Below are 15,874 nucleotides of genomic sequence, written 5' to 3' on the forward strand. Positions count from 1 at the left end.
TCAATCAAAAAATCATCAATCATGATAAAGAACTATTTTAAAATCGCTTGGAGAAACCTTTCAAAAAATAAGGGTTATTCTATTATTAATATTGGTGGTCTTGCATTGGGTATGGCTGTAACACTCATTATTGGACTTTGGGTACAGGACGAACTTGCGAACAACGATTATTTTGCAAATAAGGATAGGGTAGCGCAAGTTTATCAGTCACAGACCTTCAATGGAGAAACAGGTACTGGTCCAGCTATTCCTAGGCCATTAGAAATGGCTTTCCGAGAAAGTTATGGAGACAATTTTAAGCATTTGGTCATGTCGTCTTGGAATGTTTCAAGATACTTGGGGTATAAGGAAAAAAATATTTCCAAAAATGGGAATTATATGCAACGGCCCGCAACAGATATGCTAGAACTTATAATCTTAAAAGGGGAAAAAGATGGTTTGCGAGAGATTAATTCTGTTATGCTTTCTGAGTCCACCGCAAATGCCCTGTTTGGAGATGAGGACCCAATTGGTAAAGATGTAGAAGTTAATAACATGTACGATGCTGTTGTGAGTGCTGTTTACGAGGACATCCCTACTAACAATTCATTTAACGACCTTGAGTACATTATGCCATGGGAAAAATTATTGACCACACAAGAATGGATGAGAGATGCGGTTGACCAATGGGGAAACAACTCTTTCCAGATGTTTGTTCAAATAGCAGACAATACTAGCATGGATAAAGTAACGGCGACCATTAAAGACGTAAAAAAAACCTTGAATGAAGAGACTGCTGAATTTAATCCACAATTGTTCCTTTTGCCAATGAAGGATTGGCACTTACGTTCCAATTTTGAAAAAGGCAAGCAGGTAGGAGGTAGAATAAAATATGTCTGGTTATTTGGTATTATCGGTGCTTTTGTATTGTTACTGGCATGTATCAACTTTATGAATCTGAGTACGGCAAGGTCAGAAAAACGTGGTAAGGAAGTTGGTATCCGTAAATCTATTGGTTCTCAAAGGGGCCAATTAATTTATCAGTTTTTGAGCGAATCTTTTTTGGTTGTTGTTGTTGCTTTTGTTCTCGCAATTGTTATTGTTTTGTTATCCTTAAACGGTTTTAATGACCTAGCGAGAAAGGAAATTGAATTTCCGTGGAATACTCCAGTTTTTTGGCTAATTTCATTGGCCTTTATCCTATTTACAGCATTATTGGCAGGTAGTTATCCTGCCTTATACCTTTCTTCTTTTAAACCGGTAGATGTCTTAAAAGGAACTTTTAAAGCTGGTAAGCACGAAGGAACTCCAAGAAAAATATTGGTAGTTATTCAATTTACGGTATCTGTGGCATTTATAATAGGGACCGTCATTGTGATGCAACAGATTAATTATGCCAAGAATCGCCCAGTTGGTTATGATAAAGAAGGCTTGGTACAGATACCAACATTTAGTGAAGATTTTACTGGAAAATATGAATTAATGCGTTCTGAATTTTTAAGTTCTGGTGCGGTAACCGAAATGGCCACTTCGAGCAGTCCAACTACCCAAATATGGTCCAATAGAGGAGGGTACACTTGGGAAGGAAAACCAGATGATTTTCAAGAAAGTTTTGCTTGGACCGAAGTGTCACCAGAATATGCAAAAACCATAGGTCTTAAGATTGTAGCAGGTAGAGATTTTTCAAGAGAATTTGCATCAGATTCTAGTGCAGTTCTAATAAATGAAACTGCGGTAAAATATATGGGACTCACAAATCCAGTTGGTATGTATTTAAAGGATGAAGATGAGGAAGACCCAGATCCACCAATGAAAATTATTGGAGTTGTAGAAGATATGGTTGCGCAATCGCCATACAGTCCTGTTAAACAAGGTTTATATGTTTTTGATAAATATGGCAATGCCAGTTACTATAATCTTAGGTTAAACCCGCAACAAAGCGCAAGTAAAAATTTGGTAACTGTGGAAAACGTATTTAAGGCCCATTTCCCTGATATTCCCTTTGAGTATGATTTTGTAGATGAACAGTATGGAGAAAAATTTGCTGCTGAGGAACGCATTGGTAGTCTTTCAGGAATTTTTACTGCCTTGGCCATTCTAATAAGTTGTTTAGGACTATTTGGACTTACTTCATTTGTTGCCGAACAACGAACCAAGGAAATAGGAGTGCGTAAAGTATTGGGTGCCACAGTATTTAATGTATGGAATATGCTTTCTAAAGACTTTTTAAAACTGGTTATTATTTCCTGTTTTATTGCCATGCCTATTTCATATTATATAATGAACGGTTGGGTACAGGAATATCCGTATCACATTAATCTAAAATGGTGGGTGTTTGTATTGGCTATGCTCGGAGCTATGTTGGTTACAGTGGTTACGGTAAGTTTTCAGGCCATTAAGGCTGCAAAGTCTGACCCTATAAAAAGTTTACGAACGGAATAATATTAATCGATCATGTTTAAAAATAACTTAAAAATAGCGTGGAGAAACCTTTTAAAAAACAAAGGGCTTTTTTTAATTAATAGTATTGGTTTGGCCATTGGTATTGCTACCTGCTTAATTATTTCACTTTTTGTGGTAGATGAGTTGAGCTATGACAATTACAATGATAATGCAAATGACATTGCCAGAGTTGTGCTACGTGCTAAAATGGGAGATGAGCTCATAAATGAAGCCAGTATAATGGCTCCTGTTGCACAAACCTTGGTTAATGATTTACCCGAGGTTTTAGATGCCACTCGTATTTTGGATTCTTCTAGTGATACTAAAGTCACTTATAAAGAGAACACGCTCAGAAAAGGCAAATTGGCTTTTGCTGATGCAAGCTTTTTTAATGTATTTACCTTGCCTTTGTTAGAAGGTGACGCAAATACGGTATTGGATAAACCCAATTCCGTTGTGTTGACCAAAGCACAGGCCAAAGCCTATTTTGGAAATGAAAACCCTATGCTTAAAACCATAGAAATTCATGATGTTGGGTTGCATACCTCGGAAGGGTATATGGATAATAGCGGTATGTATACGGTAACAGGAATCATTGATAAAATACCAGAGAATTCGCATTTTCATTTTGACCTTATTGCTTCCATGAAAAGTAATAAAGGAGCAGACAATCAAAGTTGGATGAGTGGTAGTTACCACACTTATTTGTTATTGAATGATGGGGAAAATTTGGAAAATATTGAAACCAAATTACCCGCAATTACAAAAAAGTATATGGGATCTCAGCTCGAAACTGATTTGGGACAAACCTTTGAAGAGTTTCTTGAAAATGGCAATGAAGTTGGTTTTTTACTTCAACCTTTGAAAGATATACATCTTCATTCAGATTTAAGAGGTGAATTTGAGCCAAACGGAGATATGAATAGCGTGTATATTTTTGCGGTAATTGCATTGTTTATGCTATTGATTGCTTGCATAAACTTTATGAATCTTTCTACTGCCGGTGCATCCAAAAGAGTAAAAGAAATTGGTATGAGAAAGGTCTTGGGATCGCAAAAACCTCAACTAATTTTTCAGTTTTTAACCGAGTCTTTTCTTTCAACAGTATTTGCCATGGTAATTGGGGTAGTACTTTTTGTTCTGGCCTTGCCCTATTTTAATCAATTGTCTGGAAAATCTTTGGAGGTTGAACAACTTTTAAGTCCTCAAATTATGATTGCCATAGTAGCTCTTACAGTGCTTATTAGTTTTTTAGCTGGTGGGTATCCTGCTTTCTTTATGTCTTCTTTTAAACCTATTCAGGCTTTAAAAAATAAATTTAGTACGGGGAGTAGCAAAGGTATTAGAAGTGGTTTGGTCATATTCCAATTTTCAGTATCAGTTTGTCTTATTGTAGCAACTTTAGTGGTAAGTCAGCAAATGAATTATATTCAAAATAAGGATGTAGGTTATGAAAAAGAGGAGTTGCTCGTTATTAGAGATGCCGGAAGGTTAGGAAATAATTTAAATGCATATAAAAAAGAATTAGAGCAAGACCCTAGAATTGTTAGTATAACCAACTCTGCATTTGTACCCTCTGGACCTACGGACAATAATGCAACAACTGTAATATCCAATAAAGACCCTAATCTAAATTTAAGATCCAAAATATACAATATTGATGAAGCCTATATCCCTACATTGGGAATGGAAATTTTAGCAGGAAGAAATTTCTCTGAAAATTTTGGCTCGGAAGAGGGTAATATTATTATCAATGAAACAGCTCAGAAAACCTTTGGTTTGGATGATAACCCAATTGGACAAACAATTGCCGTAGCTACAGATTTACAAGGCGGTAGACAAACCTTAACGGTAGTGGGTATGATAAAGAATTTCCATACACAATCCTTACGAGAACCCATTCAGCCATTAATTATGAAACGCAACCCGTATTATGGATTAATTATGAAGACAAAAACTTCGGATATGGCAGGCTTGCTTTCTAGTTTGGAAGAAAAATGGAAGTCTTTTGGGTCTGGTGAAACTTTTGGGTATGCTTTTTTAGATGAACTTTATAACGAGACTTATAAAAGAGAGGCTAACATGAATACCATTCTAATGATTTTTGCCTTTCTAACCATTTTTGTTGCCTGTTTGGGGCTTTTTGGTTTGGTAACCTTTACTGCACAGCAACGCTTTAAAGAAATAGGAATTAGAAAAGTCTTGGGCTCATCTGTACCACAAATAGTAAGTATGTTGGCAAAAGACTTTTTAAAATTGGTAGTAATTTCTATGATTATTGCATTCCCATTAGGCTATTACTTTATGAATAAATGGTTACAAGATTTTACATACAGAATAGATATAGAATGGTGGGTATTTGTCTTGGCAGGTTTAATTACAATACTCATTGCCTTTTTAACAATTAGTTACAGAAGTATAAATGCCGCAAGAATGAACCCAGTAAAAAGTTTAAGAACAGAGTAGGACTAACTACTTTCTTTTATCAAAATGACTGTATAAATAATGGACATTTTTTGTCAAATTATTTTACAGTTTAAAGGGTTTAATATTTAAAAAATATTATTAAATAATTGGTTATCAAACAATTAACTCTATGGCATGAAATTAGAACTATTTTTGGAAGCCTTTGAATAAAAGTAGGGTTTAGAATCTGTTAGTATTCAAAAACAAACATCTCAAAAAACGAACAATCATGTTAAAAAATTACATTAAAATCGCTTGGAGAAGCTTAAAAAAGCAACCTTTTTTTACGTTTCTCAACACCTTTGGTCTTGCTATTGGTATGGCCGGATTTCTACTTATTTCGTTGTACATCTACGATGAATTGAGCTATGACAAAATGTTTGCCGATGCAGATCGTATTCACCGTGTAAACGCCGATATCAAGTTTGGAGGAGATGCGAGAATATATGCAGTGACACCTGCACCCATGGCCGAAGCGTTAAAAACCGATTTTTCTGAGATTGAACTGGTAACCCGTTTCAGAACAAGGGGCAGCGCATTGGTTAGAAAATCTGATACAGAAACCAATGTTAAAGAAGAACAGACCACCTATGTTGACCCTACATTTTTTGAAATGTTCGGGATAGAATTACTGGCCGGTGATGTAAAGACCGCTTTAAAAGACCCAAATACATTGGTTATGACCAAAACGGCTGCGGAAAAACATTTTGGCGTTGCTGATGCCATTGGCCAAAATCTATTGTTGAACAATTCTGAAACCTACACAGTAGTAGGTGTAGTTGGAGATTTCCCAAGAAATTCAGTTTTAAGGGACTATTCCATTTTTGAAGCAATGGAAGGGTATCCGGATTCCGAGATTGTGAATTGGGGGAGTAATAATTACCATACCTATATAAAATTGATACCATCTGCCAATGTAGCCGACATTCAAGAACCTTTACAAGGGTTTTTAGGTAAGTATGTGATTCCTGGTGTTCAGCAGTATATGCCCGGTATTACCGAACAACAACTAATAGACGCTGGCAACCATCTAGTATACAGTACAATTCCTTTAACGGATATTCATTTACATTCTGATCTTGTTGCAGAAATGAGCCCAAATAATGATATTCAAAGTATTTATATTCTTTCGTTTATCGCTATTTTTCTTATCGTATTGGCTAGTGTCAACTTTATGAACCTATCCACAGCCCACTCTTTAAAAAGAGCAAAAGAAGTTGGGGTTCGTAAAACATTGGGATCCAACAAAATTGATTTGGTGAGACAGTTTTTGGTAGAATCAGGCTTGATTTCCTTTTTGTCTTTGGTCTTGGCGTTGTTATTTGCTATGATTGCGTTACCGTTCTTTAATGATCTGGCCAATAAGGATATCTCCATCCCTTTTGCAAATCCATTTTTCTGGTTGATTTTATTGGTCGCCGTTATTTTATTGGGACTGCTTTCAGGAAGCTACCCTGCCTTTTTCATGTCACGCTTTATGCCTGTAAAAGTATTGAAGGGCGGAGGACAAAGCAGTGTAGGTGGTGGTAAAGTAAGAAACTCCCTTGTCATTTTTCAATTTGCCATTTCTGTTTTCCTAATAGTAAGCACCTTGGTAGTGTACCAACAATTAAAATATATACAGGGAAAGGATCTTGGTTTCTCAAAAGATCAGGTTATAATCGTAAACGATGTATATACCGCGGGTTCTAAAGTAGCATCGTTTAAAGAGCAGGTTAAACAATTGGGTTTTGTTAAAAATGCCACATTGAGTAGTTACTTTCCGACTCCGTCTAGCAGAAGCGACTCTACTTTTAGTCCTGAAGAAGGGTTGACAGACCAAGAAAGTGCCGTTAGTATGCAACGGTGGGGGGTTGATTATGATTATGTGTCCACATTGGATTTTGAATTTGTCGCAGGACGTAATTTCGACAAGAATTTTGGTAATGATTCCACAGCAATAATTGTGAACGAAACGGCCGTTAAAATAATGAAGTTAAGTCCACAAGAAGCCATAGGTAAACGTTACAGCCCTGATTTTTCAGTTGAAAACCCTAATTTTTTCAATATTATTGGTGTGGTGAAAGATTTTCATTTTTCCTCTTTAAAAGAGGAAATAGATGCACTTAGCCTTCATTTGGAGGATAACGCTTATGCCTTGGCCGTAAAAATACAGCCTGGGAATTTTACAAATTCCATATCCCAAATTGAAGCTGTTTGGGAAAAGGTCGTACCTGGCCAACCTTTTGACTATTATTTTATGGATGATGCTTTTAACAATACCTACGAGAGTGAACGTAGATTGGGTAATATATTTATCATTTTCACAGTGCTCTCACTTATTATCGCCTGTCTTGGCCTTTTTGGCCTTGCCGCTTTCAATGCTGAAAAAAGGATAAAGGAAATCGGTGTGCGTAAAGTATTGGGAGCTACTGTAGGTCAAATATCAATGAAACTTACTTTGGATTTCTTAAAACTTGTTGGGGTGGCCATTTTAATATCACTCCCCATTGGTTGGTTCGCTATGAGCAAATGGCTTGAGGATTTCTCGTTCCGAATAGACTTTCCATGGTGGGTATTTGCTTTGGCTGCATTCTTGGCAATTCTAATTTCAGTTGTAACAGTGAGCTATCAAAGTATAAAGGCTGCGATTGTAAATCCGGTAAAAAGTTTGAGAACAGAATAAGAGCTTATTTTCAAAAAACATCAAATCAAAAAAGAGAATCATGTTTAAAAATCATATTAAAATAGCTTGGAGAAGCCTTAAAAATCAGCCTTTTTTTACATCTCTAAACGTTTTTGGTCTTGCTATTGGTATGGCAGGAGCATTATTAATTGCACTATTTATTTATGACGAGTTTAGTTATGATAAAATGTTCGCTGATGCTGACCGAATTCATAGGATAAATACAGATGTAAAATTTGGAGGTGAAGAAAGCTTTGTTGCTGAGTCTTCTGCTCCAATGGCTGCAACGTTAAAAAAAGATTTTCCGCAAATAGAATTAACAACTCGGCTACGTAACCAATACAGTATGCTTATTAGAAAAAGTGGTACTGATGAAAATACTAAGGAATTTCAAGGAAATTTTGCTGATGACACGTTTTTTGAAATGTTTGGACTCGAATTATTATATGGAAATACCAATACAGCATTAAAAGACCCTAATACTTTGGTTTTAACTAAAAGTGCAGCCGAAAAACATTTTAAAATTGATGAAGCCGTTGGGCAAAGTGTAATATTAAATAACGAAGAAACTTTTGTTGTAACTGGTATTATTGAAGATATGCCTAAGAATTCTTTTTTGAGAAACGAGAATATTTTTATTTCTATGAGTTCTTTAGAAGAAGCTAAAAATATCCAATGGGGGAGTAATAACTTTACAACATTTATTAAACTAATTCCTTCTGCAAATATTGAAGATTTTCAAGAACCACTACAATCTATGTTTGAAACTTATGTAATGCCATGGGCGCAAACTGTTTTCCCAGGAATTACATTAGAAGCTTTTTTGGCTGCGGGTAACTACTTTAACATAAGCACAATTCCGTTAAAAGATATTCATTTACATTCTCAAAGAGATAGTGAGTTTAGCCCAAATAGCGATATTCAAAACGTTTATATTTTAGGTTTTATAGGTTTATTTTTAATTTTATTAGCCTCTGTTAATTTTATGAATTTGTCTACAGCGCATTCTTTAAAAAGAGCGAAGGAAGTCGGTATTAGAAAAACATTAGGTTCTAGTAAGTTTGAATTAGTACGTCAGTTTTTGTCAGAATCTGGTTTAATTACTTTTATTTCATTGGTATTGGCAGTTGTTGTTGGGGCTATAGCAATGCCCTTTTTTAATGAGCTCTCAGGAAAAGAGATATCTATTCCTTTTGAAAATCCTATTTTTTGGTTGATTTTAGTTTTTGCAACTGTTGTTTTAGCCATTCTTTCAGGATTGTACCCTGCATTTTTTATGTCAAAATTTGCACCTGCTAAGGTGTTAAAAGGTAGTGGAGGAAATAGTGTAGGTGGTGGAGGTATTAGAAGTTCTTTAGTTGTTTTTCAATTTGCAATTTCTGTGTTTTTAATTGTAAGTACTTTGGTTGTTTTTCAGCAATTACAATACATTCAAAGTAAAGATTTAGGGTATACAAAAGACAAAATCCTAGTTATTGAAGATGTTGATGCTGCAGGAACACAAATACAATCTTTTAAAAATGAAGTTCAGCAAATAAGTCAAGTAGCAAACACATCTTTAAGTAGTTTTTTTCCAACACCGTCCAATAGAAGTGATAGTTCATTTTTTCAAGAAGAAAAAATGAGTCAGGATTATGCCGTGCAGATGCAGAGTTGGAGGGTAGACCATAATTATGTAAATACATTTGATTTAGAAATTATTGCAGGTAGGGATTTTGATAAAGAATTTAGTGTCGATTCTCTGAGTATTATAATAAATGAGACAGCCGTTTCTATAATGGGAATAAAACCAGAAGAAGCAATTGGGAAACGAGTAACAAGTGATATGGGTGAAGAAAACATTAGATTTTTCACTATTGTAGGAGTTGTTAAAAACTTTCATTTTGAATCATTAAGAAAAAACATTGGTGGTTTAAGTCTGTATTTGGGTAGTTACACTTCTTCAATGGCAATAAAAATTAAAGCAGGAGATTATTCAAGTACAATTGCAAGTATTGAAAAAACATGGGACAAAATGGCTCCAGGGCAACCTTTTAATTATTATTTTTTGGAAGATTCATTTAACAACACTTATGAAGCAGAACAACGATTAGGTCGCATTTTTATCATATTCACATTGCTTTCTATTTTGATTGCTTGTTTAGGACTGTTTGGATTGGCTGCCTTTAACGCACAAAAACGTTCTAAGGAAATTGGTGTTCGTAAAGTTTTAGGCGCAAGTGTTAGTCAAATAACGTATAAACTTACAATTGACTTTTTAAAATTAGTAGGTATTGCAATATTGATTGCTTTACCTTTTGCTTGGTATGTTATGAATAAGTGGTTAGAAGATTTCTCGTACCGTATTGAAATTGGTTGGAGCGTATTTGTTTTAGCAACAGTTTTAGCAGTTGCAGTTTCAATTATAACTGTGAGTTATCAAAGTATAAAGGCCGCAATTGTAAACCCTATTAAAAGTTTAAGAACAGAATAAAAACTATGTCATGCTAAAAAATCTTTTAAAAACAGCATTTCGAAATATAGCTAAGAACAAGTTTTTTTCTTTAATAAAGATTACTAGTCTTGCGATTGGACTTAGCGCTTCTTTTGTAATAGGTCTCATGGTTTATTACGATTTAACTTTTGATAAGTTTCACCCAGATGGAGAACGTATTTATAGAGTTACTACAGAGTTTAGTAATCCTGAAGGTAAATTTTATAACCCAGGCGTTGCGGTTCCGTTGGCTTCTGCCTTAAAGGAAAAAGTACCCGGACTAGAGGTAATTTCTCCATTATTCATAACATATCCGCTCCATATTAAAAATGTTAAGACAGATCAATCGTTCAAAAACCCTGAGTTCGTCACTTATGCAGATAGCGAGTATTTTAAACTTTTTAGCTACGAATGGCTTGCGGGATCAAATGAGGACATTCTTCAAAATCCAAATGAGGTAATATTAACCCAAAGTAGGGCCAGGAAGTACTTTCCTGATAAGACAATGTCTGGTATTATTGGAAGCACCCTGATGTACAATGATAGTGTTCCGATTAAGGTAACGGGAATCGTTGCAAATTTTGAACAAAAAACTGACATTCTTTTTGAAGAGTTTATTTCAGTAGAAACCGCTAACTCCTTAGAAACGTCTGACATGCTACAAGACCCACAATGGGGTAGCACAACCTCTGCTTCACAGTTGTTCTTAAAGTTGAATGATAATACCCATGCGGTAGCTGTTCAAGCAGAATTGGATAAAATCGTAAAAGAACACGAAGACCCCCAAACTGTAGCATTTGGCCAAGAAAGAAGGTTTTATATGCAACCCTTAGGTGATATGCATTTTGATACAAACTATTATACGTTCGATTTTAGTTCAAGTAGAGCCAGTAAATCAACTCTTATTAGTTTGTCATGTGTCGCTCTATTTCTTTTGCTACTAGGCTGTATTAATTTCATAAATCTTTATACAGCACAAGCTACACAGCGTGCCAAAGAAATTGGGGTTAGAAAAACTCTGGGTAGTTCTAAGAAACAATTAGTTTTTCAATTTTTGGGAGAAACGGGAATGCTGACTTTTGCCGCTGGCCTACTTTCTTTGGCGCTCTCATTTTGGTTGTTGCGCTTGTTTTCAAATTTTATTCCTTCCGGTCTGGAGTTTGAAATATTTTCGGAGCCAGTAGTTATTTCAATGCTTCTTGTACTGCTGCTTGTAGTAACTTTTTTATCAGGATTTTACCCTGCCCTTGTCCTGTCTCATTTTAAGGCGGCATCTGTACTCAAGAATCAACTATTATTCAAAGGAGACAAATCTTCGTTACGAAAATATCTTACCGTATTTCAATTCGTAATTGCACAAGTGTTCATCATAGGAACTTTACTTGTTGGTAAACAGCTGAATTTTTTAATGTCTAAAGACATGGGCATTAAGACGGAAGCAATAGCCAACATACGAACACCATGGCAATACGAATCAATGGATAAAAGAGTTCGGTTATTAGAAGATATAAAAATGCTGCCTGAAGTAAAAGGTGTAAGCTTAAGCGGGTATCCGCCAGCATCTTTTAGTACTAATTCCTCACATGTTACATATTTTAAAGAAGAAAAGGAAGTACACACAGAATTGAAATTCCTTTATGGTGATAAGAACTATTTGGACCTCTATGATATTGAATTATTGGCGGGAAGAAAGCAATTGAACGATACCATTAAAGAAATGGTAATCAACCAGACTTATTTGAACCTGTTGGGCTTTGATAGTCCACAAGATGCCATAGGCGAGGTTCTTAAAATGAGCAATGAACCGTACACAATCGTAGGGGTTATGGAAGATTTTAATCAACGCTCTTTAAAAACGGGTATCGAACCCATGGCTTTTGCAGGTGATTGGGGTAGAAACAATCGCTCTAGGTTCAATACCGTGCATTTTTCATTGGATTCCAATAATTCACAAAACTGGCCCAATACGATTAGTAAAATTGAAAAGGCTTGGAAAGGAATATATGCCGACTCGGATTTTGAAGTGAATTTTATGGATGATATGGTTAGACGTTTCTACGAGCAAGAACGGAGAACTTCGGTGCTTTTAAATTGGGCTACGGGTCTTTCAATGCTGATAAGCTGTTTGGGCCTTTTAGGGTTAGTTGTTTATACGACTGAAAGACGAACAAAGGAAATTGGAATACGAAAAGTATTGGGCGCTTCACTATCGCAACTGAATCTATTGCTCTGTAAAGAATTCTTGGTTTTGGTAGGTATTGCCTTTGTAATTGCGGCTCCAATTGCTTGGTATGGCATACACAATTGGTTGGAAGACTTTGCCTATAAAACGAATGTAAGCTTGTGGGTTTTTATTGTTAGTGGAATCGCAATGCTGCTGGTGGCATTAATTATTATAAGCATCCGTACCATTGCCGCTGCTAACGCCAACCCGGTAAAAAGCTTGAGAACGGAGTGATATCCATCATAAGAAAGAACTATGTATAAATTATTCTTAAAAATAGCAACGCGGTATTTACTTAAAAACAAGCTGTACTCATTCATTAATATTTTTGGACTCGCCATAGGCATCGCCTCTTTTGTGTTAATTATGCTCTATGTGAATTTTGAGCGCAGCTATGACAAGTTTGAAGGTTCGGAAAATGTTTACAGAACCTATATGGATTACTTAGAAGGCAATGATTTTGTAGCTGGTGATGCTCAAACCTATAATTTATCAGGACCTTCATTGAAAAAGGAGTTTCCCGAAGTTTTGGACTATGTTCGTTTCTATTATTTTGAAAAATTGACTTTTAAATTAGGTGATCGCATCCTCGAAGAACCTTTAGGCTCACTGGCAGACCCATCTTACTTTAATATTTTTGGTTATCCGTTGTTAGAAGGAAGTAAGGAAACCGTTCTTTCAGAGCCTTATTCCATCGTGCTTTCAAAATCATTTGCAGAAAAGTTATTTGGTTCAGAAAACCCTTTACAAAAGACAATTTCGGCTTTTAGAGACGGCCAAGAAGCTGTTCTTACAGTAACTGGTATAATGGAAGATGTCCCAGAAACCGCCCACTACAGAAATTCATTCCTAATTTCTTATGAGACTGAAAAAACTTGGACTGATTGGGGTCCAAGAGCTCATGAGCTGAATTGGAATATGAATAATTACTATACGTACCTTAAACTAGACCCGAATGCCAATCCAGATTTACTGCGGCAAAAAATAATTGATAGTGATATCGAAGAAGATACAGAAGAAAGGCACAATATTGAGCCTATTGAAGCTATTCATTTACATTCCAATAAGCCTTATGAAGTTTCTGTAAATGGAAGCGTTACCAGAATTAAATTCTTATCAGCAATAGGATTTATTATTTTGATTCTGTCCTGGTTGAACTATATAAACCTAGCCGCCACAAAATCTATGGAAAGAGCCAAGGAAACCGGAATTCGGAAGGTGGTAGGCGCACAAAAACCGCAATTGATACTCCAATCGTTGATTGAATCTACACTTCTTAACGGTATAGCCATCAGTATTGCGTTTCTTTTTGTTATTGTATTGATACCCATTTACAATAGTATTACGGGAAAAGAACTCAGCTTAAGCCTTATTAATTTATCAGACTTTACTCCTTATTTTGCTTTCATATTATTAGGTATAATCATAGCTGGCTTATACCCTGCTTTGTTGTTGAGCAGTTATTCGCCGGCTAAGGCATTAAAAGGTAAGATTCGTACTTCTTCTGGAGGTTTGAATGTTAGAAAAGGATTAATTATTACCCAATTTTTGGCTACCATCATACTTCTTACTGGTACAATTGTGGTTACCAAACAAATCAATTTCTTGGAAAGTCAGCCAATAGGTACTGACTTAACTCAAGTTATTGCATTAAAAGGTGAGGTGGTAACTTCTAAGGCAGATTCTTTGGTTATCAATGACTTTAAAGTTTTAGAGGAAGAACTTAAAAAATTGACTTCTGTTGAAAAAGTTGCTATTGCAGAAACCTACCCTGGTGATAGTTTTGATAACCTGTCATCTACGCGAGGTATTGAATTGCCTGATGGAAGAAACGAAGAAGAAAAATTATATTACACGTATCATGTGCAACCTGATTATTTTGATTTAATGGATATTGAATTTGTGGCTGGTAGCACTTTTCTATCATCATCAGATTTGGAAGGCAATCAAGTTGTAGTCAATGAAACTTTCTTAAAAACTATGGGTTTTACATCGCCCGAAGAAATACTGAATAAAACAGTAAGTTTCTGGGGGAATAATTGGCAAGTTTCTGGAATTATTAAAGATTATTATCACTTCGGATTAAAAAGTCCATTATTACCGATGGCAATCCGTTATCAAAAGGAAGTGAATAATATTTTGGTAAAACTGGATAAATCAGCCATTTCAACAGCAGGTTTTTCGTCTTCAATCGGACAGATAGAAACGAAATGGACAGAAGTATTTCCAAAGAGTACTTTTAATTACACTTTTTTAGATCAAAAATTCGAAGCGCAATACAAAGATGATAAAGCCTTCGGCACAGCATTTCAGATCTTTACCTTATTAGCTATCTTAATTGCTTCGATGGGTCTGTTCGGGTTGACTTCCTACACCATTATTCAACGAAAAAAAGAAATTGGAATACGGAAAGTAAATGGAGCAACAATTGCACAAATTCTTTCGCTCCTAAATGTCGATTTTGTGAAATGGGTTGGGTTGGCATTCCTAGTCGCTGTTCCTATCTCCTGGTATGCAATGAGTAAGTGGTTAGATGGTTTTGCCTATAAAACAACATTAAGTTGGTGGGTTTTTGCCTTGGCTGGTATTGTAGCTTTAGCAATAGCATTATTAACGGTTAGTTGGCAGAGTTTTAGGGCAGCGGTGGCGAATCCGGTCGATGCACTAAAGGATGAGTAGATTTTTAATATGAGAAGCAGTAAGAATTCAGAAATAAGAGGTAAGAAACACGAAGTATGAAACTTCTATCCCAGAATTCTGAACCATAAACGAACAACAAATAATCAAAAACTAAAAAACTATGCTATTACAACTAAATAATATTTTTAAATGGGTCAATTCTGGAGGGCAAAGGGTCTTTTTGTTAAAAGACATTAATCTAGAAGTCGAAGAGGGGGAGTTTATTTCCATAATGGGGCCATCGGGTTCTGGAAAATCTACTTTGCTCAATGTTATTGGTATGCTCGATGCTTTTGATGAGGGCGAATACAATTTCATGGATGAATCTGTTCACACCTTAAAAGAAAAGCATCGTGCAAATCTGTACAAACAATACATTGGTTTTGTTTTTCAGGCCTATCATCTCATCGATGAACTTACAGTATATGAAAATCTGGAAATGCCTTTGTTATATAAAAATATGAAATCTTCTGAACGTAAGGCCGTAGTCGCAGATATGTTAGATCGTTTTAATATAGTAGGCAAAAAAGATTTATTCCCAACACAGTTGAGTGGTGGACAACAGCAACTGGTGGGTGTTGCTAGAGCTTTAATTGGAAAGCCCAAACTGATACTGGCAGATGAACCTACAGGAAACCTAAATTCTAAGCAAGGAGAAGAAATCATGGAAATATTTAAGCAGTTAAACAGTGAAGGTGTAACGGTAATCCAAGTAACACATTCCGAGAAAAATGCATCCTATGGTTCTAGAATTATTAATTTATTGGATGGAAGAAAAATAGAAGGGTAAAAATAAACACCTCTCTATCTGATAAAACAAATAACGGATTGTGTAGATACACAATCCGTTATCATTTAATTCAGTAGCGAGAGTGGGACTTGAACCCACGACCTCCGGGTTATGAATTTGGATTGCTTATGAAAACCCTAATAAACACTGAACTTG

The 15,874-nt window shown here is 35.6% G+C and carries 7 protein-coding genes; all 7 read left to right on the top strand.

The window, feature by feature from the left end; translation table 11 throughout:
- The first annotated feature begins 21 nt into the window (after nucleotides 1-21).
- On the top strand, nucleotides 22-2,421 hold the full coding sequence (locus AC000W_RS08360; protein ID WP_474747510.1) for an ABC transporter permease: 2,400 nt from the start codon (nucleotides 22-24) through the stop codon (nucleotides 2,419-2,421).
- Nucleotides 2,422-2,433: 12 nt separating this feature from the next.
- Nucleotides 2,434-4,887 (top strand): ABC transporter permease, encoded by a 2,454-nt coding sequence (locus AC000W_RS08365; RefSeq protein WP_474747512.1) that lies wholly within the window; start codon nucleotides 2,434-2,436, stop codon nucleotides 4,885-4,887.
- A gap of 229 nt (nucleotides 4,888-5,116) precedes the next feature.
- Nucleotides 5,117-7,552 (top strand): ABC transporter permease, encoded by a 2,436-nt coding sequence (locus tag AC000W_RS08370; RefSeq protein ID WP_474747513.1) that lies wholly within the window; start codon nucleotides 5,117-5,119, stop codon nucleotides 7,550-7,552.
- 40 nt (nucleotides 7,553-7,592) lie between these two features.
- Entirely contained in the window at nucleotides 7,593-10,025 is a 2,433-nt protein-coding gene (locus AC000W_RS08375; RefSeq protein ID WP_474747515.1) for an ABC transporter permease, read from the top strand.
- 10 nt (nucleotides 10,026-10,035) lie between these two features.
- A complete protein-coding gene (locus tag AC000W_RS08380; RefSeq protein WP_474747516.1) occupies nucleotides 10,036-12,483 on the top strand; it encodes an ABC transporter permease in 2,448 nt (815 codons plus the stop codon).
- Between the two features lie 21 nt (nucleotides 12,484-12,504).
- On the top strand, nucleotides 12,505-14,928 hold the full coding sequence (locus tag AC000W_RS08385) for an ABC transporter permease (protein ID WP_474747518.1): 2,424 nt from the start codon (nucleotides 12,505-12,507) through the stop codon (nucleotides 14,926-14,928).
- A gap of 121 nt (nucleotides 14,929-15,049) precedes the next feature.
- Nucleotides 15,050-15,718 (top strand): ABC transporter ATP-binding protein, encoded by a 669-nt coding sequence (locus AC000W_RS08390; RefSeq protein WP_474747519.1) that lies wholly within the window; start codon nucleotides 15,050-15,052, stop codon nucleotides 15,716-15,718.
- Nucleotides 15,719-15,874 lie beyond the last annotated feature (156 nt).

Source organism: Saonia sp. (genome assembly GCF_056326165.1).

Excerpts from the sequence above, each read along its gene's own strand:
- AC000W_RS08365 (WP_474747512.1), top strand. The coding sequence starts at position 2,434 with ATGTTTAAAAATAACTTAAAAATAGCGTGGAGAAACCTTTTAAAAAAC.
- AC000W_RS08370 (WP_474747513.1), top strand. The coding sequence starts at position 5,117 with ATGTTAAAAAATTACATTAAAATCGCTTGGAGAAGCTTAAAAAAGCAA.
- AC000W_RS08390 (WP_474747519.1), top strand. The coding sequence starts at position 15,050 with ATGCTATTACAACTAAATAATATTTTTAAATGGGTCAATTCTGGAGGG.
- AC000W_RS08380 (WP_474747516.1), top strand. The coding sequence starts at position 10,036 with ATGCTAAAAAATCTTTTAAAAACAGCATTTCGAAATATAGCTAAGAAC.
- AC000W_RS08360 (WP_474747510.1), top strand. The coding sequence starts at position 22 with ATGATAAAGAACTATTTTAAAATCGCTTGGAGAAACCTTTCAAAAAAT.
- AC000W_RS08375 (WP_474747515.1), top strand. The coding sequence starts at position 7,593 with ATGTTTAAAAATCATATTAAAATAGCTTGGAGAAGCCTTAAAAATCAG.
- AC000W_RS08385 (WP_474747518.1), top strand. The coding sequence starts at position 12,505 with ATGTATAAATTATTCTTAAAAATAGCAACGCGGTATTTACTTAAAAAC.